At 65.1% G+C, this 17,224-nt stretch carries 19 protein-coding genes and 1 tRNA gene; 3 read left to right on the top strand and 17 right to left on the bottom strand.

Annotation, left to right across the window (positions count from 1 at the left end; all coding sequences use genetic code 11):
* Positions 1-7: 7 nt before the first annotated feature.
* The 3 genes from N2605_RS02165 (at position 8) to N2605_RS02155 (ending at position 2,873) form a co-directional block, all read left to right on the top strand.
* Positions 8-1,321 carry a tetratricopeptide repeat protein gene (locus tag N2605_RS02165; protein ID WP_225186166.1) on the top strand — a complete coding sequence of 438 codons (1,314 nt, stop codon included), beginning with the start codon at positions 8-10 and terminating at the stop codon, positions 1,319-1,321.
* A 229-nt stretch (positions 1,322-1,550) separates the two neighbouring features.
* Entirely contained in the window at positions 1,551-2,156 is a 606-nt protein-coding gene (locus tag N2605_RS02160) for a hypothetical protein (RefSeq protein ID WP_225140509.1), read from the top strand.
* Between the two features lie 414 nt (positions 2,157-2,570).
* On the top strand, positions 2,571-2,873 hold the full coding sequence (locus N2605_RS02155) for a hypothetical protein (RefSeq protein WP_193760572.1): 303 nt from the start codon (positions 2,571-2,573) through the stop codon (positions 2,871-2,873).
* A 50-nt stretch (positions 2,874-2,923) separates the two neighbouring features.
* Here N2605_RS02155 and N2605_RS02150 read toward each other — a convergent pair whose 3' ends face one another.
* The 17 genes from N2605_RS02150 to N2605_RS02070 all read right to left on the bottom strand — a co-directional run bounded on the left by N2605_RS02150 (position 2,924) and on the right by N2605_RS02070 (position 17,196).
* A complete protein-coding gene (locus N2605_RS02150; protein ID WP_260345687.1) occupies positions 2,924-4,198 on the bottom strand; it encodes a flavin monoamine oxidase family protein in 1,275 nt (424 codons plus the stop codon).
* A 9-nt stretch (positions 4,199-4,207) separates the two neighbouring features.
* Positions 4,208-4,915, bottom strand: a complete 708-nt coding sequence (locus N2605_RS02145) for a RibD family protein (protein ID WP_225186164.1) — start codon at positions 4,913-4,915, stop codon at positions 4,208-4,210.
* A gap of 19 nt (positions 4,916-4,934) precedes the next feature.
* Entirely contained in the window at positions 4,935-5,597 is a 663-nt protein-coding gene (locus N2605_RS02140; RefSeq protein ID WP_036027012.1) for an FABP family protein, read from the bottom strand.
* A 186-nt stretch (positions 5,598-5,783) separates the two neighbouring features.
* Positions 5,784-6,032: a hypothetical protein gene (locus tag N2605_RS02135; RefSeq protein ID WP_225186163.1), complete on the bottom strand. Its 249-nt coding sequence runs from the start codon at positions 6,030-6,032 to the stop codon at positions 5,784-5,786.
* 173 nt (positions 6,033-6,205) lie between these two features.
* Positions 6,206-8,773 carry a bifunctional diguanylate cyclase/phosphodiesterase gene (locus N2605_RS02130; protein ID WP_260345686.1) on the bottom strand — a complete coding sequence of 856 codons (2,568 nt, stop codon included), beginning with the start codon at positions 8,771-8,773 and terminating at the stop codon, positions 6,206-6,208.
* A 333-nt stretch (positions 8,774-9,106) separates the two neighbouring features.
* A complete protein-coding gene (locus N2605_RS02125; RefSeq protein WP_036014354.1) occupies positions 9,107-9,886 on the bottom strand; it encodes a DUF2182 domain-containing protein in 780 nt (259 codons plus the stop codon).
* A gap of 60 nt (positions 9,887-9,946) precedes the next feature.
* Positions 9,947-10,579: a DUF1326 domain-containing protein gene (locus N2605_RS02120; RefSeq protein WP_057027610.1), complete on the bottom strand. Its 633-nt coding sequence runs from the start codon at positions 10,577-10,579 to the stop codon at positions 9,947-9,949.
* A gap of 249 nt (positions 10,580-10,828) precedes the next feature.
* Positions 10,829-10,904: transfer RNA gene (locus N2605_RS02115), tRNA-Phe, on the bottom strand.
* A 186-nt stretch (positions 10,905-11,090) separates the two neighbouring features.
* Positions 11,091-11,273: a DNA gyrase inhibitor YacG gene (yacG, locus tag N2605_RS02110; RefSeq protein WP_036014351.1), complete on the bottom strand. Its 183-nt coding sequence runs from the start codon at positions 11,271-11,273 to the stop codon at positions 11,091-11,093.
* Positions 11,274-11,439: 166 nt separating this feature from the next.
* Positions 11,440-12,069 carry a Maf-like protein gene (locus N2605_RS02105; RefSeq protein ID WP_025032373.1) on the bottom strand — a complete coding sequence of 210 codons (630 nt, stop codon included), beginning with the start codon at positions 12,067-12,069 and terminating at the stop codon, positions 11,440-11,442.
* A gap of 154 nt (positions 12,070-12,223) precedes the next feature.
* Positions 12,224-12,691, bottom strand: coding sequence for an arsenate-mycothiol transferase ArsC (locus N2605_RS02100; RefSeq protein WP_036026992.1), 468 nt, complete (start codon positions 12,689-12,691; stop codon positions 12,224-12,226).
* A gap of 5 nt (positions 12,692-12,696) precedes the next feature.
* Positions 12,697-13,194, bottom strand: a complete 498-nt coding sequence (locus N2605_RS02095) for a UPF0262 family protein (RefSeq protein ID WP_225113371.1) — start codon at positions 13,192-13,194, stop codon at positions 12,697-12,699.
* Positions 13,191-14,486: a histidinol dehydrogenase gene (gene hisD / locus N2605_RS02090; protein WP_225113372.1), complete on the bottom strand. Its 1,296-nt coding sequence runs from the start codon at positions 14,484-14,486 to the stop codon at positions 13,191-13,193. The genes N2605_RS02095 and hisD overlap by 4 nt, the downstream gene beginning before the upstream one ends.
* 139 nt (positions 14,487-14,625) lie before the next feature.
* The gene (locus N2605_RS02085) at positions 14,626-15,069 is read right to left on the bottom strand and encodes a DUF2948 family protein (RefSeq protein ID WP_036014359.1); all 444 of its coding nucleotides are present in this window, start codon (positions 15,067-15,069) and stop codon (positions 14,626-14,628) included.
* A 142-nt stretch (positions 15,070-15,211) separates the two neighbouring features.
* A complete protein-coding gene (locus N2605_RS02080) occupies positions 15,212-16,036 on the bottom strand; it encodes an alpha/beta fold hydrolase (protein ID WP_128264893.1) in 825 nt (274 codons plus the stop codon).
* A 150-nt stretch (positions 16,037-16,186) separates the two neighbouring features.
* Positions 16,187-16,696: a hypothetical protein gene (locus tag N2605_RS02075; RefSeq protein ID WP_036014365.1), complete on the bottom strand. Its 510-nt coding sequence runs from the start codon at positions 16,694-16,696 to the stop codon at positions 16,187-16,189.
* Positions 16,697-16,887: 191 nt separating this feature from the next.
* Positions 16,888-17,196, bottom strand: coding sequence for an EthD family reductase (locus N2605_RS02070; RefSeq protein ID WP_036014366.1), 309 nt, complete (start codon positions 17,194-17,196; stop codon positions 16,888-16,890).
* Between the last annotated feature and the right edge of the window lie 28 nt (positions 17,197-17,224).

Genomic DNA, 17,224 nt, shown 5'->3' with positions numbered 1-17,224 from the left:
GCCTTCGATGGCGCTTCAAGACCGCTACGGCCTGCCGCTCTCCACCACCTCGCACGAGGCAGCATCCGCCTATCGCGACGGCGTCGACCTCATGCTCGCGGGCTGGACCGGCACGGCGGAGATGCTGGAGCGCGCGATCGCGGCCGACCCTGATTTCGCGCTGGCCCACATCGCCCGCGGCCGCGTTCATGCCTTCTACCAGCAGGGCGATCTCGCGCGGCAAAAGGCGGCACGCGCGCGCGAGCTCGTGGCCGGGCGCGGCAGCGAGCGCGAGCGCTCGCATGTCGAGACGCTGGCGCTCGCGATCGAGGGCCGGCTGCCGGAGGCGATCGCATCGACGCTGAAGCATATCGACGCATGGCCCCGCGACGCATTGGTGCTGTCGCTGCCGCTTGGCGCGTTCGGCCTGTTCGCCTTCTCAGGCATGGCCGATCACGACCGCGCCCGGCACGAGCTCTGCGAACGCGTCGCCCCACATTACGGCGAGGACTGGTGGTTCCTCACCATGTCCGGCTGGGCGATGACGGAGAATGGCGACGTCGCGCGCGGCCGCGCCGTCACCGAGCGCGGCTTCCATCTGCGCCGGGAAAATGCCCACGCCGCGCACGCGGTGCTGCATGCGATGTTCGAGGACGGATCGATCGAGGACGCCGATCGTCTCGTCGACGAATGGCTGCCGGCTTATGACCGCTCCGGAATCCTCCACGGCCATATCCGTTGGCATCAGGCGCTCGGCGCGCTCGAGCATGGCGATGCGGCGCGGGCGCTCGCGATCTATGCCGACGTGCTTCGGCCCACTGCCACGCAGGCGCCGCCGCTCAACGTCATCACCGACAGCGCTTCGCTGCTGTGGCGCCTGTCGATGTACGGTCATGCGGTACCGAAGGCGCTGTGGCAGGAAGCCGACGCCGCCGCGCAAAAACTGTTTCCGAAATCGAGCCTGTCCTTTGCCGACGTCCACATGGCGCTATTCGCAGCCGCGACGCAGAATCGCGAAGCGCTCGCCGCCCGCCTTGCGGCGATCGAGCAGCGGCTTGCCGACGGCAAGCTGCCGGCGGGCCCTGTGGTGCCGGCGATCTTCCGCGCACTCGCGGCTTTCGCCGATGAGGATTACCGGACTTGCGTGCAGATGCTCGCGCCGGTGCTCGGCGAGGTCGTGCGCATCGGCGGCAGCCACGCCCAGCGCGAGCTGATCGAGGACACCTATATCGTCGCGCTCATGCGCAGCGGTGAGCTGCCCCGCGCCCGCGCCGTGCTGGACGCCCGCCTCCACCGCCGCCCCTCCTTCCGCGACACGCGCTGGCAGGCGGCAATGGGTTAGGTTATTGTTTGAGCATGATTTTTTCGGAAAACCGCTACGCACTTTTTCGGATCATGCTCCGCCACGAAAAAAACACCGCCCTGATGGCATGTGGCCGCCGGGACGGATCGGGCGATTTGGACGAATCGCCCTCGGGGTTGACGCGGTGATATTCCAGACGGGATTTGCAGCACAAACGGGATCGCAACCAACTTGCGGCTCGATGGCTATGGTGCGGAACTCTTCCGCCATGGCCCCCTGGCTCATGAGCCCGACAACGCGCCTTCGCCGATTGGTCCTCGCCGCGTTGCTCGTGATCGCGGCAAGTCCTTGTTTTGCCGAGACTTCCAAACCCGTTCCGGTCAACAATCCGCCGGCGCAGCCGAACGCCTTCATCGATCTCCTGGCGCTGATGTCCGGCCACTGCAAGACATTCAGGGTCGCGGGCCGCACCTTCCCGTGCAAGACGGTGGCCTATGCCCATGGCGACACGGGCCGGGTCAATTTCGCCGTCGCGGTCGACGATCCCTCCGATGACAGCCACGTGGTGTCGTTCTCCGGCGAGAACGGCAAGCGCGCCGACGACAATTCCTACGAGCTGCGGATCGACCGCGTGCTGCTCAACTCCAAGAACCGCCCCAAGGTCGACGGCCTGCCCGTGCCCGCCGAGCAGACCTCGACCGGCATCTGCCGGCAGACCGGCAACTTCGCCGCCAGAAAGGTGAACGACGTCACCTGCTCGGCGACCGATAGCGAGGGCCGCAAATACGAGCTGCTGTTCGTCTCCGACGGCACCCCGGTCAGCGTGCGCCGCATCCGTCAGTCGGCCCCGTCGATCCAGGACCCGTTCAAGTAGGTCCGTGTCCGCTGGCGTCAACGTGTACGATCGCGCTGATGCCACGGAGCCCTGGCACTGCGCTCAGCTATCACGGTCGTACATTCATCGCAGACAAGGACGCGATCCTCGCTGCGCTCTCCGAGCGACACCGCTTTCCTAATCCGCATCCGTGACAGTTGCGAAAATCTACATGCGCCACTCTCGTGTCCCGGACTCGCACCGCATCGTCGAAGAGACGCTGCGCTGCGTCCGGGGCACGAGTCGCAAGCCACGGCTCTTCATGCGACGATAGATCGCGCGGCCTTCGCTCGTTCACGAACGTTAACGTACGTTCATCGGGGAACTGAAATCTGCGTCGTTTCGACGCCCGCAGTGGCAGGAACGCGCGGGATGCTCATGTGTTGTCACACGACCTTCAACTGGAGTGATGACATGAAATATCTCATTGCCGCGATCGCCCTCGGTGCTGCGGCGCTGGCCGGTGGATCGGCGAGTGCGGCCGGCAGCGTAAGCGCCAAGCAGACCGCGCAGGAAAGCCAGACCACCGACATCAGCGCGCACCGCAGGCATTACCGCCACCATCATCATTGGCGGCATCATCACGGCTATTACCGGCCGTATTACAGGAGCTACGGCTATTACCCGCGGCACCACGGCTATTACGGCGGCGGGCCCTACGGCTATTACGGCGGAGGCCCCGGCGTGACGTTCAGCTTCGGCGGCGGACGCTGGTAAGATCTGGAGACACACGCGACGAGAGGCCCGCATCAGATGCGGGCCTCTTTTCATTGTCCCCGAAGGATCATGTTCGCCGTCTCCATGCCGCTCGCCAGTGCCGCCTCGACCGTGCCCATGTCGCGGCCGCGATAGAGCGCTTCGCCGGAAAACAGCACCAAGCCGTCGCCACGCGCGAGGATCGCCTGTGCCGCTCGGGTGCGCGGCGTCGCCCACGAATAGGCGCCGCGCGCGAACGGATCATGCGCCCAGTTGGTCGCCGCGGACGCCACCAGCTCGCGCGCGATGTGATCGCGCGGCAGGCCGAAGATTGCGGCGAGCGAGCCGAGCCCGGCATCGATCAATGCTCGCGCGTCGAGGCTTTCCAGCTCCGCCGTGCGCGGGCCGCCGAACCAGCCCGTCAGCACGGGATGCTGGTCCGGATAGCGCGTCCACCAGACCGGGATCGCCTCGTCCGAGAGCAGGAATGTCATGTCCGCAAGGTCTTCCTTGCGCTCGCGCCACCATGGCCGCGCGAAGCGCAGCAGGATCTTGATGACGTTGCCAAAGCCGATGTCGTCGACAGCAGCCAGCTTAGCACGCGCGCCTGCCGGTAGCGCGATCTCGCGCAGCAGCGGCAGCGGCACGGTGAGGATCATGCGGTCGCAGGCGTGCACGTCGCCGCCGGCGCAGCGAACGATCACCGCGCCGCCCTCCTCCGCAATCGCCGACACGACGCTGCCGAGGCGGATGGTGGCGCCGTGCCTGCGGCAGTCGGCCGTCATCATGTCGATCATCGCGCCGTAGCCGCCTTCGATGCGCGCCTGCGGAGCGTGCCCGCCGTCCATCCATTCCGCGCGCAGCGCCAGCGTGGAGGCGCGTTCGGGATCGGCCGCGTCATAGCCTTCGACCATCCGCTCGATCGAATGGCGCATCGGCGCGTAGTCGTCGCCTGCAAAATGCCGGCGCAGGAAGTCGGCGACCGTGAGGTCGTCCTTCAAGTCCGCCAGCTTGGCCTGAAGCTCCGCTTCATGGGGATCGTCACGCGCCTCGCGCGTGAGCTTCGTCCCGTCAAAGCTCCACTGCTCGCCCTCGATCTCCTGAAGCGACAGGCCTGCCTCGCGCAGCAATGTGCGCGTGACCGGCGCCTCGCCATGGACGAACTCGGCGCCGCCGTCGGCGGCATAGCCGAACTCCGAGGCCGGCAGCGAATGAATGCGGCCGCCGCAGCGCTGGCGCGCCTCCAGGATCGTCACCTTGCGCCCCGCACGCGCCAGCTCGCGCGCCGCCATCAGGCCGGCCGCGCCGGCGCCGACGATGACGATGTGCTCGGACGGATCGGACATGGCCGCGCCTTACCGGCTCACGGCTTGCGGGTCGTTCTGGATCAGATAGCGCAGCAGCAGGACGCCGCCGCCGAGCTCGCGCGTGCTCTCCAGCGTCATCGCGGCGATCGGCGCGCGCCGGTCGCTGTCCGCCTCGGTGGAATCGAACACGAACGGGGCGCCCTTTGCGCCGTCGATCGCAGGGCTGAGGATCAGGTTGAATTCGTCGATGAGGCCGGCGCGCAGGAACGCGCCGTTGGCAACGCCGCCGCCCTCGACCAGCAGGCGCTTCACGCCGAGCTCGCGGCTGAGAATGTCCAGCGTCAGTGCGAGGTCGATCTCGGATTTGCCGGCAAAGATGTAGGACACGCCCTCGCCGCGGAGGCCAGCGAGATGCGAATCCGGGACATTCTCGGTCAGCACGACGACGATCGGATCGCCGCCGATCTCCGCGCGCCCCCAGCCGATCTTGCCCTCTGCATCGAGCACGACGCCGTAGGTCTTTGCATCGCGCCGGGCGAACCAGTTTTCGCGCGGAACTTTCGCGTCTGTCGGGGGATAGGGCCTGCCCTTGGCGAACTCCGAACCCGTGACGCGGCCGATCACCCAGGCATCGCCGCCGAGCTCATCATGGATCTTCTCGAACCAGTCCGTGCCCGCGCCCTTCGGACGCCAGCGGCTGGGATGCGTGCGCCCGTCGAGGCTGGAGTGCATCAGGCAGATGACATACGGTTTCATGCAATCCTCAGGGCAGCGCTCAGGCCGCGGGTCCACCGCGAGCGGCACGATCGTTCACGATCGCCGCCAGCGGATTGAGCTTGGGTGGCGCTATGAGCTGGAGCGTGTTGGTGTCGTGGTGATTGAACGGCGCGCCGCGCACGAACAACTCGGTCTGGATCAGATAGGTCCAGCTGCCGTCCTCGTTGAAGGTGATGTCGCAGCGATAAGCATCGGTGCGAAAGGCCTGCTCCAGAAAATCGGTCGAGCAGATCCCGTAGGCGGTGTCGCCGCGCTTGGCAGTGACCGAGATCGTCTTGTCGTCGGGCCCGGCCTTGCCCGAGGCCAGCAGCACCTGCCCGCGCGGGATCGCCAGGGTCTGCATGATCAGCCCGGTCGCCGGCTCCCACAGCCAGTAGCCGACCTGGTCGTGGAAGGTAATGTCTTCCTCGGGCGTGTTGATGTGGATGTGGTACCGCAGCCCGTACAGCAGCTGCGGCCCGTTGGCCTGCGGATCGATCGGATCCATGCGGATGTGCTCGATGAAGGTCCGCCGCTCCGGCCCTTCGGCCTTCGGATTGATGTCGATGCCCTTGTCCGCCTGCCAGGTGCCGGCAAGACGCCGAAGCGGGCCGAGATTGGTCAGGCCGTCGGGCGAGACGTCCTCGGGTTCGGTGAAGATATCGGCGGGAATGGGGAGCATGGCGGCCTCGCGGGGGTGCAGAGACCAGCCATAACACGGGCAGGCGGCGGCCTGAATTCAACTGTTAGCGGCACAGCGCCGAAGGCATTCGAGCCATGCGAGGATGCGCATTGCATCCCGCCCGCCTCTGGCGCTGCAGTCGGCCGGTTGAGGAAGTCGTCGAGGCTGGCGCGCCCCGCGACCGCTTCAGGCCGCTTCCGACACCGATCTCGCACGCTGCTCGAGCACGCCGATTGTCGCGACCAGATTGTCGCGTCGGGCGCGAAGGTTGGCCGCGAGAAGCGGATAGGTCGGCTGAGCCGGGTCGAACACCCCGGCGCGCGCCTCTTCCTCGAGAAGGTCGGTATTAATCAGCCGAACGCGCCACCATAAATCGGCGATCAACGCGTCGAGCCGGAGTTCGTCAACAGCACCAGAACGGGACACTTCCTGCATCACTTGCCTCAACCTGAAACGGCCTCTCCACCGAGGCCCGGGCTTGGGTCAGGACTGAGCAAGGGGAGTGCCAGGACGGGCGGGCGCAGGCTTCCGAACCGGCAATTAAGGAACGCTCTTCGGCCCAAGGGGCTGCAGTGGCGGGCATGATGAAAACGCCTGAGGCATTGACCTCACGCCACCCGCCGTTTCCGGCGCGCCGTGGGGGCTTGCCAGGAGAGGCTTGCAAGCGGCACGGGCTTGCTGAAGTGAAATCCCTGGCCGAGCGGGATGCCGAGTGATTGGAGCCGTCTGACCTGTTCGGAGGACTCGACCCCCTCGGCGACGATCGACAGCTTCAGCGTCTTTGCCAGCTGCACGATGGATTTCAGCACGGCGACGGTCTCGCAGCGATCGATCCTGTCGATGAAGGATTTGTCGATCTTGACCTTGTCGAAAGGAAAGGCCGTCAAATAGGACAACGACGAGTATCCGACACCGAAATCGTCGAGGGCAATGGAGACGCCGAGCGCCTTGAGGCGCTGGAGCGTCCTGAGGTTCTCCTCGGTGTCGGCGAGAAATACGCTTTCGGTGATCTCGAGCTCGAGCCGGGTCTGCGGAAGCCCGCTCTGCGTCAACGCAAAGGTCACGGTGTCGACGAGATTGGCGCTGGCAAATTGCAGGGCGGAGAGATTGACAGCGACCTTGATGTCGCTCGGCATGCTCATCGCATCGCGGCAGGCCCTGGCGAGCACCTGGTGGCCGAGCTCGACGATCAGTCCCCCCGCCTCGGCAACCGCAATGAACTCCGCCGGAGGGACGTAGCCCCTGGTGGCGTGATGCCAGCGCGCCAGGGCCTCGACCGATTTTACCCGACCAGTGCCGAGCTCGATCACAGGCTGATAAAACAGCTCTATCTCCTCGCGCCAGATCGCTTCACGCAGCTCGATCTCGAGCACGTTGCGTTGATCCGCTTCCGCCTTGAGCTCCGGTGAATAGACGTGGAAGCAGTTTCTGCCGGCATTCTTCGACCTGTAGAGCGCAAGATCGGCGTTGCGAAGGATCTCGTCGACCCGCGTGCCGTGCTCGGGCACGAGCGCAAGGCCAATGCTACAGCCGCTCACGACGGGGTGGCCATCGATGTGAAAGGGTTCGGCAATGGCCTCGACCAGCCGCGCGGCCAGGCTTTCAGCGCCCTCGCGCATCGCGGCCCCGCCGGGTGCCACGATGACGGCAAATTCGTCGCCGCCGATTCGCGCCGCCGTATCGGCATCACGGATCTGCGCCTTGATCCGGTCGGCAACCTGCTTCAGCAACGCGTCGCCGCATTGGTGGCCGAGCGCATCATTGACCGACTTGAACTTGTCGAGATCGAGCAGGAGTACGGCGAACGCGGGCTCCGGCCGGCGCGGGCGGGCCAGCGCCTCGTCGATGCGCTCCTTGAACAGGTTGCGATTGGCAAGGCCGGTCAGGCTGTCGTAATGCGCGAGCCGCTCGATGCGGTCCGCCGACGCCTTGCGCTCGGTGATGTCCTCATGCGTGGCAACCCAGCCGCCGTCCTCGCGCCGGCCATAGGAGATGTAGACGACCCGGCCGTCCGGAAACTGCACGGTGTTCGAGATCTGCTCCGACTGGGCGAGCCGGTTCTTCAAATCGACGAGGTACGCCTCGACGTCGAGCACGGCGGTCTGCTTCGCGAACACCTCCCGGAAGTCCATGCCGATCCGGATGTCTTCCGGCACGAGGTCGTAAAGTTCGAGCCATTGCCGGTTGAACGCGATCAGGCGGTCACGGCCATCGAACATGCTCAAGCCCTGGGGGAGGTTCCTGAGCGCATCCTCGAACTTGCTGGCGAAGTCGCGCCGCTCGCGGTGGGCGCGATCCAGCGCCTGCTGCCGTCGCCAATGAAATGTCGTCGCGGCGAGGATGATGAACGTGAGCAGCACCGCGCCGCCGAGATAGACCTTCTGCCTGAAGGCGGAGCGGGAATAGATCTCCTGCTCCGAAATGCCGACGGTGAAGATGAGCGGAAACGCACGCGACCTGCGCGCCGTGATCAGTCGGTCGCTGCGGTCCGGTCGGTTCTCGTTCCAATATTGCGCATAGAAGCCGTCGCCCAGTTCGCCCGCGACGCGGCTCGGCGCGCTTTGTCCCAGCACTGACCCCTGGTCCACGCCCCGGGCGGCGAGCACCACGTGGCTCGCATTCCTGAGCACCAGCGTTCCCCCGACGCCGAGCTTTGCGGTGTCGTAGAACCTGCCGACGACGTCGACGCTGATCGAGCCGACAACCACGCCGACCCGATTGCCGGCGAGATCGAACAGCTTTCTCGCGAGCTGTATCGTCCACTTTTTGGACGCGCGGCCCAGCACCGGCTTCGCCACGTAAAGGCGATCGTCGACCTGCGACATGGTATGAATGAAGTGCTCGCGATCACCGAGATAAAGTGGCGGACCGGAATAGCCCGCCGTCGTCTCGGTCATGTATCCGTCCGATCCGATCAGAGCGAACTGGACCACGTCGCCGGTGGCGAGGCGGGCCTTGTCGGACCAGAACTTCAGGCTGAAGGCCTGCGGATCCTGGGCGTAGAGTGCCTGTACCACCAGCAACGACTGATCCACGCGCTCGAAGATGCGCTCGGTGTTCTCCTCGAACAATTCGGCGACGCTGTTGCCGTGCGACCGCGCTTGCTGGATCGCATCCATCCGCTCGGAGGCGGTAATTGCGAAATAGCCGATCCAGACCAAGGGGAGAAAGAACAATGCGATCTGCAGCGGAGCATTCCGCAGGATCGCTCTTCCGGCTTTGCGAACTGCCCCTGCGGGAATCACGACGCGCACTCCCGCTTCGGCCGCCAGGGCAGAACTGCGCTCGCCCGCAGTATTGGCATCGCCTTGTCTCCGCCTCGACTGCACAGGGACACCCGCGCGGGTGCCGTTCATAGCGCGAAGGTAGCCGAAACAGCCTTAAGTTTTTGTTTGGAGGAAGCTCAATTCTTCAGCTCAAAGCCTCCGTATCATCACGGAGGTCGGCTGGTATTGGGCAATCAGGCACATCGCCATGTCGCACCATTTTAACCGTCTTTGGACCGTTTTTCACATCGCGCGCGCAAGGACGATCGTGCCGGACAGGATGAGGAGCGCGCCTGCCGCATAACTCAACCGTTGGCCGAACGGCAGCAGCTTCTCGGCGGCGACATAGAGCGCGATGCCGATGATCCAGGCCAGGTTCATCACGCCGCCGACGAACAGCAATACCATCAGAAACCAGCAGCAGCCGACGCAGTAGCTGCCGTGGCGAAGTCCCATCCGGAATGCGCCGCGCGTGCCGGGCCGCCAATATCGACTGAGAAACAACAGCGGACTGTCGCAGTAGCGCAGGCAGGCCTGTTTGAGCGGCGTGAACTGATAGAGCCCTGCTGCAATCAGCACGCCGCCGCCCAGAATCGCGCTGGTGCTTGCCATCGCCATCGACAACAACCCGAAGCGTTCGAATGCTCCTTGCACCAGGACCGCAGCGAGACTGAACCCGGCCCACGTCACGAGATAACCGGCGAGAAAGATCCAGCTATCGATTGCGGCGCGGGAGGCAGCCTCCTGCCTTCGCTTGACGGTCGCATACAGGAGAACGGTGGGCACCGCGCTCGGCGCCATCATCGCGACCATCATCACCCACCACATCACGAACAGCAGCGCGCCATAGAACGGCGTCCACGGCATCGGCGCCATGTCCGGCATGTCGGCCATCATCTCGGTGTCCATGCCGGCGCCCGCAGCGAGATAGGCCCAGGCGAGCGCGACCACTGCGGCGGTCCCGATCGCGACGATCAGCCGGTCGCGGTGGAGCAAGTGTTCGAGTATCGAGCGCTCCTGCATCGACTTGTCCATGGCGACGAGGAGCTGACACCGAGATCTTGTGTCGGTGTCAGCGCCGCATCATGCCGCAACGCCCTTAGGCGTCTGCACGACATTGGCGAGCGAGCTATGCGTAGCGCGGGTCTCGAACCGGATCGCGCCGGTCGAGCGGATGTCGGCGGATGCGACCTCGGCCGCCCGATGTTCGAACCCTTCGGGCATGACCACCTGGATGCGGTGCGGATCACCGGTCACCGGATTCTTGATCGGCTCGACATCGGTCTCGAGCACGCCCTTGGCGACGAGTCTTGCGACGCGTCCGTCCTTGTCGAAGGAGAACTCGAACGGCACAAACACGGGATCATGGATCTTGGTGACGATCATGCTGACGATCTGGAACAGCGTGCCTTCGGCCGAATGCTTACCGGAGAAGATATCGAACAACGCCTGTCGCTGCTCCGCCGTGGCGCGTTCGTCGATGATGGGCTGGATTGTCCCGTTGCCCTCATGCAGCGGCCCGGGGAAATCGACCGTGATCGCAAAGCAGAGACCATCGAGCCTGGTCCCTTCGAAATGTCCCTTGGCGATCCGCATGGCGACCAATCCCTTGCAATAGCCTTGGGTCGGCCGTGCGTTGAAATCGCAGGGGCAGCCGAACGCACAGGTGCAGTTCTTCATCCATTCGCCTTCGAGACGCCAGTCCGATGCAGTCATGGCACATCTCCTGATGTGAGCGGGGACGCGGCAGCCGTTGACGAATTTGTTCAGCGTTCTTGTCGAAGCAATGCGAAATGGCGCGAGCGGGATCGAGGTCCGATCAGAAGGCCGGCATCGCAGAAAAGTATGGTGGCGAGCTGCCGTTTACCGTCGGAGGATCATATCAGCGGCCGCCGGCTACGTATAGCGGACGAGGGTAGTGGCTCGGGGGCAGCCACATCTCGGGGATATTCGATGTCAGGGAAATGGTGCCCAGGGGCGGAATCGAACCACCGACACTGCGATTTTCAGTCGCATGCTCTACCAACTGAGCTACCTGGGCGTGCTCCAAGAGAGGGGCCAAAGCCCATCGAGCGGGCGGTTTATAGTGGGCTCGGAGCGGCCTGTCCACCCGGCTTCGCCAAGTGGCTGCGCCGGGCGCGGCCCTTCTGTGCACAAGATCGGGCGGGGTTGCTGCGGCTGCTGCTCGGCGCTTCAGCGAGGCAATTAAAGCTTTGATACAGCTCGATTATTCGACGTCGTCGGTTTCGTCGTCGCGGCCGGGGATGACGTAGGAGCCCTTCAGCCAGCGGTTCAGGTCGACGTCGCGACAGCGCGAGGAGCAGAACGGACGGGTGGCCTGCGACTGCGGCTTGCCGCAGATCGGGCAGGTCTTGAGCGGGCGGGTGGGCTTGGTGACCTGGTCGTCCATGGATGTCGGCAGCTTACACGCGGTGACGGGGTTCAAGTACCTGCCGGGAAGCGGGTTCCCGGTGCAGCCGCGCATGCGCCGCGGCGCGGACCCGGCAGGGCCATTCTACTGTGCATGGGGTTGTTTTCGAGGTTTTTGTCGGCGCGGCCCTTGGGCTCACTTGGGCTCACACCGCGGTGGTATTGAGCCAGCCGAAGCGGATCGGAAAGCCCTCGCCGCCGAGCAGCGTCGTGGTCTCGTACAGCGGCAGGCCGACGACGTTGGTGTAGGACCCCACCATCTTGACCACGAAGGATCCGGCGATGCCCTGCACGGCGTAGCCGCCGGCTTTGCCGCGCCATTCGCCGGAGCCGATATAGGCCTGGATGTCGTCCTCGGACAGGCGCTTGAAGCGCACGCGCGTCTCGACCAGACGCTGGCGGAAAGCCTCGCGCGGCGTGACCAGGCAGATCGCGGTGTAGACGCGGTGGTTGCGGCCCGACAGCAGCCGCAGGCACTGCGCGGCCTCGTCGACCAGATTGGCCTTCGGCAGGATGCGGCGGCCGACCGCCACCACCGTGTCGGCGGCGAGGATGAAGGCGCCGCGCAGCTCGTCGTCGAGCTGCACCGACTTCAGCGCAGCGTCGGCCTTGGCTCTGGCCAGCCGGTTGGCACAGGCGCGCGGCAGCTCGCCCCGCCTCGGCGTCTCGTCGACGTCGGCCGGCCGGAGCGCATCCGGCTCGATGCCGGCCTGGTTGAGCAGCGACAGCCGACGCGGCGAGCCGGAGGCAAGTACGAATTTGGGGCGGCCAAGCATCAGGTGATTTGGAAGATGAGGCAGGGGTGAATTGCGCGCGGAACCTATCGGAAGGGGGCTGATTTCACAACCCGGGAACCGGAGTTTGGTGATTCGATGTATCCGCCACGGCTGTGCCTGCTCTCTGTGACGCGGGTGTTACGGCGGGCTGATGCTACCCGCTCGCCGCGCCGACCTTGGCGAAGCGCCGCCGGATGCGCATCAGGAGCTGATCGCAGACCTCGCGATAGGCAGCTAACTTCTGGTCGCGGCTGCCTTCGATGGTGGTGGGATCCTGCGTCGGCCAGTATTCGACCTCGGCCGCGAGCGTTCGCGTCAGCTCCAGCGCCTTGTGATGCGCTTCGGGCGAGAGCGTGATGATGAGGTCGAAATTCAGTCCCTCCCAATCCTCCAGCTCCTCGAAGGTCTGCGGCTTGTGGCCGGAGATGTCCTGGCCGAGCTCGCCCATCACGGCGACGGCGAAGGGATCGAGCTCGCCCTTCTTGGTGCCGGCCGACTTCACATAGAGCCCTTGCGGAAACATGTGCTGCAACAGGCTCGCGGCCATCGGCGAGCGCACGCTGTTCATCGCACAGGCGAACAGCACCGACTGAGGATCGCGTGCGCGTGGCGGATCCGCCATCGCGCTCAGCCCTTCCAGTGCAGGACTGTAATGAGCGTGAACAGCCGGCGCGAGGTCTCGAAGTCGACCCGCACCTTGCCTTTCAGCCGCTCCTGCAGCGTGCGCGATCCTTCGTCGTGGATGCCGCGGCGGCCCATGTCGATGGCCTCGATCTTGTCGGGGGTCGCGGTGCGGATCGCCTGGTAATAGCTGTCGCAGATCATGAAATAGTCCTTCACGATCCGCCGGAACGGCGTCAGCGAGAGCAGATGCGCGACCACGGGCGTGCCGTCCTCGCGGCGAATGTCGAACATCAGCCGGTTGCCGGTGATGCCGATATGCAGCGTGAACGGGCCCTTGCCCTCCGCACCCTCGGGCGCAAACAGGTTCTGCTCGATCAGATCGTAGATCGCGATCGCCCGCTCGTGCTCGATGTCGGGCCCGGAACGGCCGATCGATTCCTCGTCGAGCGAGACGCCGACGATGCGATTGGTCGAGTCGTCCTGTGCGGGCGGCTTTGTCATGACAGATTGAGGCGCAATCCAATCGAGCGGGAATGGGCATCCAGCCCCTCCGCCTTGCCGAGCGTCATCGCGGCCGGACCCAGCGCACGCAATTGATCCGGTCCGCATTTCAGGATCGAGGTGCGCTTCATGAAGTCGTGCACCGAGAGCCCGGAGGAAAACCGCGCCGAGCGCGCCGTCGGCAGCACGTGGTTGGAGCCGCCGACATAATCGCCGATCGCTTCGGGCGTGTGCGGTCCGAGGAACACCGCGCCGGCATTGCGGATCTTCGCCGCGAGCGCGTCGGGATCGACGGTCATGATCTCGAGATGCTCGGCCGCGATGGCGTCGGCAAGCGGGACGGCGTCGCCCAGGTTCTTCACCATGATAACGGCGCCGAAATCGGCCCAGGACGCGCTGGCGATCGCGGCGCGTGGCAGCGTCTTCAGCTGCGCCTCGACCGCCTTTTCGACGTCGGCGGCAAGGCGCGCCGAGTCCGTGATCAGGATCGACTGCGCGCTGGAATCGTGCTCGGCCTGCGCCAAGAGGTCAGCGGCGATCCAATCGGCGTTGCCGGTGTCGTCGGCAATGACGAGCACCTCCGAGGGGCCGGCGATCATGTCGATGCCGACCTTGCCGAACACCAGCCGTTTCGCGGCAGCGACATAGGCATTGCCCGGGCCGACAATCTTGGCGACCGGCGCGATGGTCGCGGTGCCATGCGCCAGCGCGGCCACCGCCTGCGCACCGCCGACACGGTAGATCTCGGTGACGCCGCCGAGATGGGCGGCCGCCAGGACCAGCGGATTGAGCTTGCCGTCCGGCGAGGGCACCACCATCACGAGGCGCGACACGCCGGCGACTTTCGCCGGCACGGCATTCATCAGCACCGAGGACGGATAGGCCGCCGTGCCGCCGGGGACGTAGAGGCCGGCGGATTCGATCGCGGTGTAGCGCCAACCAAGCTCGACGCCGAGCGGGTCGGTGAAGCGCTCGTCTTTCGGTAGTTGGCGGCGGTGATAGGTCTCGATGCGGTCGCGCGCGAGCTTGAGTGCATCCAGCGTCGCAGGCTCGCAGGCCTTCACGGCGGCCTCGATCTCGGCGGCGGAGACGCGCAAGGAGGATGCGTCCAGCCTCAAGCGGTCGAACTTGGCCGTCGCCTCGAGCAGGGCGGCGTCGCCACGCTTGGCCACGTCGTCGACGATCGCGCGCGCGGCGGCCTCGACATCGGCCGAAGCCTCGCGCTTGGCGGCGAGGAAGGCTGCGAATCGCTGGTCGAAATCGGCGCTGCTGCGGTCGAGGCGAACGGGCATGTTTCGCTTGGCTTCCGGCTGGTCTTGAGGGGCGGATCGGCGCACCAGGTCCCCTGCTCAATGGCGCGGCGGGGAAGCTGCGTCAACCCTCGGCAGATGCCATCCCAGCCAGGGCCCATTCGGCTGGTATACGGCCTCTTCAGCCCTCCCCCTGGACTCCAGTGCCCAGCGTGTCAGCCCCGAGGTCGGTCAGCTCGCATTCCAGACACTCGACGTCCAGGCGGATGGCGCCGCCCTGGGCGAACAAAAGCAGGGCGCTGCCGCCGGGCTCCTCGGCGCGGCCGTCCCGGGGGTGAAATTCAATGCCGACGAGATCCAGGATCTTGTCCGGCGCGGCGAGGTCAATGTTGCGCGACTTGCAGGCGAGCACACGGTCGAAACGGAGCGCTGCGACCAGCCGGCGCGGCTCGGTCTCGCCCTCCAAGGTCTGCTCCCAGTCCAGCCGGCTCATTCCGACCACAAGCCGTTTCTCGCCCTGCCGCCAAATGATATCGGAAGCCTGGACGCGGGCGTCCTGGACATGGGTCGAGATCACGGCGAGGTCGTCGGCGTCGAGAGCGATCAGTTTGAGCTGGGGCGACATCGCCGCGCCTCTCCTGGAGTGGACGGGGCTCAACGCGCACGAGCCCCGAAATTTCCACACACAAGTTAAGCCCTCGTCCGGCTCGCCGCTACGCGGCGAGCCACCCATTCCCACAACAAGGGAGGGTGAGAGTCGTGAAACCTCACTCCCTGAAGAACGCCAGGAGATCCGCGTTGATCGTCTCGGCATGCGTGGTCGGCATGCCGTGGGGGAATCCCTTGTAGGTCTTCAGGATGCCTTTCTTGAGCAGCTTGGCCGAGAGCGGCGCCGAGTCCGCGTATGGCACGATCTGGTCGTCGTCGCCATGCATCACCAGCACCGGGACGTTGATCTTCTTCAGATCCTCAGTGAAATCGGTTTGCGAGAACGCGACGATGCCGTCGTAATGCGCTTTCGCGCCACCCATCATGCCCTGGCGCCACCAGTTCTCGATCACCGCTTCCAGCGGTTTTGCGCCGGGGCGGTTGTAGCCGTAGAACGGGCCGGCGGCGATGTCGCGGTAGAAGGCCGAGCGGCCGGCGGCAAGCTGGGCCTGGAAATCGTCGAACACGCTCTTCGGCAGGCCGCCGGGATTGGCTGCGGTCTGCACCATCAGCGGCGGCACCGCGGAGAGGATCGCGGCCTTCGCGACGCGACTCTCGCCGTGACGGGCGATGTAGTGCACGACCTCGCCGCCGCCGGTGGAATGGCCGACATGGAGGGCGTTCTTGAGGTCGAGATGCGCGGTGAGCGCGGCGAGATCGTCGGCATAATGATCCATGTCGTGGCCGTCGGCGACCTGCGCCGAGCGGCCGTGGCCGCGGCGGTCATGGGCGATGACGCGATAGCCGCGCGTGACGAAGTACATCATCTGCGCGTCCCAATCGTCCGAGGACAGCGGCCAGCCATGGCTGAACACGATCGGCTGGCCCGAGCCCCAGTCCTTGTAGAAGATCTCGACGCCGTCTTTGGTGGTGATGGTGGGCATGGTGGGGCTCCTTTCAATGAGAGACGTCATTCCGGGACGCGCGTCAGCGCGAACCCGGAATCTGGAGATTGATAAATCGGGATTCTCTGGTGCGCGATTGCGCACCAGAGTTTATCGCTGTGCGATGGCCGGAATGACGAGAGGGGCCAATCAGGCAAACGCCAGGGGCTTGTAGCGGCGCCAGGCGCCGATGGTCAGCACGACGAAGAACACCAGCACGATGCCCTGCACCACGGCGAAGACCGGCCCCGATGGCGGCGCCGGGGGCACGGCGGGCGCGAGCGCGGCAAGTGCGGGCACCTTGAGGAACGACTGGATCACCAGCACGAAGACGTTGAAATAGAGCGAGATCATCGCGGTGACGATGTAGACCGGGCGCCAGACGCCGCCGAGCTTCATGCCGTAGAGCGCGAAACAGGCAATCGCGAGCAGCACCAGCGAGATGATGCCGATGATGTGCGAGGGCAGCAGCTCCTTGAATGGAAACAGGAAACCAGTCGCGCTGGTGAGAATGGTGAACAGCAGGAAGATCGCAGTCAGGCCCGGCATCGACTTCGAGCCAAGCAGGCCGAACATCACGACAAGCCCGGCGACGATGGCAATCAGGCTGATGATGACATGGATCAGCGTAAGGGCGGGCAGGCTTAGGCCAAGCACCATGACATCTCTCCTACTCTCGGCGTTGAGGTGACGAGAATAGTATTACGGTCCTCATCGGATTACCACCTGCGTTGTCGTCACATGCATGAGCGCAGCCATGCGTCATCGTGCGAAATCGAAAAACGCATGGCTGAACTTTTTGCAGCGCTGTCACAAACGACGGCAGGCTTTCGACGAAAGTTGAATCGAACTCACACGTTCTTGGTATCGAAGATCAGGATGTCGGCACCGCCGCTGGCGAATTTCGGCACGTCGGCGCCGGTCGCCTTGCCTTCCGGGCTGGCAAAGGCGGCCTGAACGTCGGCCACGCTGTCGAAGGTGAGGATGGCGACGAGATGGATTCCGGAAGGGCCTGCGGGAGATGCGACCGGCCCTTTACTGACGGCGTAGTTCTTCAGGCCGGGAAGTTTCTTGGCGAGTGGAATGTGCGTCTCGGCATAGTACTTGTCGAAGGCGGCAGCATCCTTGGGTGTCTTGTAGAGCACGACGACTTCAGCCATTTGGTCCTCCCGTTGAATCGTTGTTTTT

Source organism: Bradyrhizobium yuanmingense (assembly GCF_025200905.1).
Lineage (GTDB): Bacteria > Pseudomonadota > Alphaproteobacteria > Rhizobiales > Xanthobacteraceae > Bradyrhizobium > Bradyrhizobium yuanmingense.
The sequence above is the reverse complement of the archived record's forward strand: the minus strand, read 5'-3'. Positions and strand labels throughout refer to the sequence as shown.

Coding starts and splice junctions, on each gene's coding strand:
- N2605_RS02165 (WP_225186166.1), top strand. CDS start 8: ATGGCGCTTCAAGACCGCTACGGCCTGCCGCTCTCCACCACCTCGCAC.
- N2605_RS02160 (WP_225140509.1), top strand. CDS start 1,551: ATGGCCCCCTGGCTCATGAGCCCGACAACGCGCCTTCGCCGATTGGTC.
- N2605_RS02155 (WP_193760572.1), top strand. CDS start 2,571: ATGAAATATCTCATTGCCGCGATCGCCCTCGGTGCTGCGGCGCTGGCC.
- N2605_RS02150 (WP_260345687.1), bottom strand. CDS start 4,198: ATGTCCGATCCGTCCGAGCACATCGTCATCGTCGGCGCCGGCGCGGCC.
- N2605_RS02145 (WP_225186164.1), bottom strand. CDS start 4,915: ATGAAACCGTATGTCATCTGCCTGATGCACTCCAGCCTCGACGGGCGC.
- N2605_RS02140 (WP_036027012.1), bottom strand. CDS start 5,597: ATGCTCCCCATTCCCGCCGATATCTTCACCGAACCCGAGGACGTCTCG.
- N2605_RS02135 (WP_225186163.1), bottom strand. CDS start 6,032: ATGCAGGAAGTGTCCCGTTCTGGTGCTGTTGACGAACTCCGGCTCGAC.
- N2605_RS02125 (WP_036014354.1), bottom strand. CDS start 9,886: ATGCAGGAGCGCTCGATACTCGAACACTTGCTCCACCGCGACCGGCTG.
- N2605_RS02120 (WP_057027610.1), bottom strand. CDS start 10,579: ATGACTGCATCGGACTGGCGTCTCGAAGGCGAATGGATGAAGAACTGC.
- yacG (WP_036014351.1), bottom strand. CDS start 11,273: ATGGACGACCAGGTCACCAAGCCCACCCGCCCGCTCAAGACCTGCCCG.
- N2605_RS02105 (WP_025032373.1), bottom strand. CDS start 12,069: ATGCTTGGCCGCCCCAAATTCGTACTTGCCTCCGGCTCGCCGCGTCGG.
- N2605_RS02100 (WP_036026992.1), bottom strand. CDS start 12,691: ATGGCGGATCCGCCACGCGCACGCGATCCTCAGTCGGTGCTGTTCGCC.
- N2605_RS02095 (WP_225113371.1), bottom strand. CDS start 13,194: ATGACAAAGCCGCCCGCACAGGACGACTCGACCAATCGCATCGTCGGC.
- hisD (WP_225113372.1), bottom strand. CDS start 14,486: ATGCCCGTTCGCCTCGACCGCAGCAGCGCCGATTTCGACCAGCGATTC.
- N2605_RS02085 (WP_036014359.1), bottom strand. CDS start 15,069: ATGTCGCCCCAGCTCAAACTGATCGCTCTCGACGCCGACGACCTCGCC.
- N2605_RS02080 (WP_128264893.1), bottom strand. CDS start 16,036: ATGCCCACCATCACCACCAAAGACGGCGTCGAGATCTTCTACAAGGAC.
- N2605_RS02075 (WP_036014365.1), bottom strand. CDS start 16,696: ATGGTGCTTGGCCTAAGCCTGCCCGCCCTTACGCTGATCCATGTCATC.
- N2605_RS02070 (WP_036014366.1), bottom strand. CDS start 17,196: ATGGCTGAAGTCGTCGTGCTCTACAAGACACCCAAGGATGCTGCCGCC.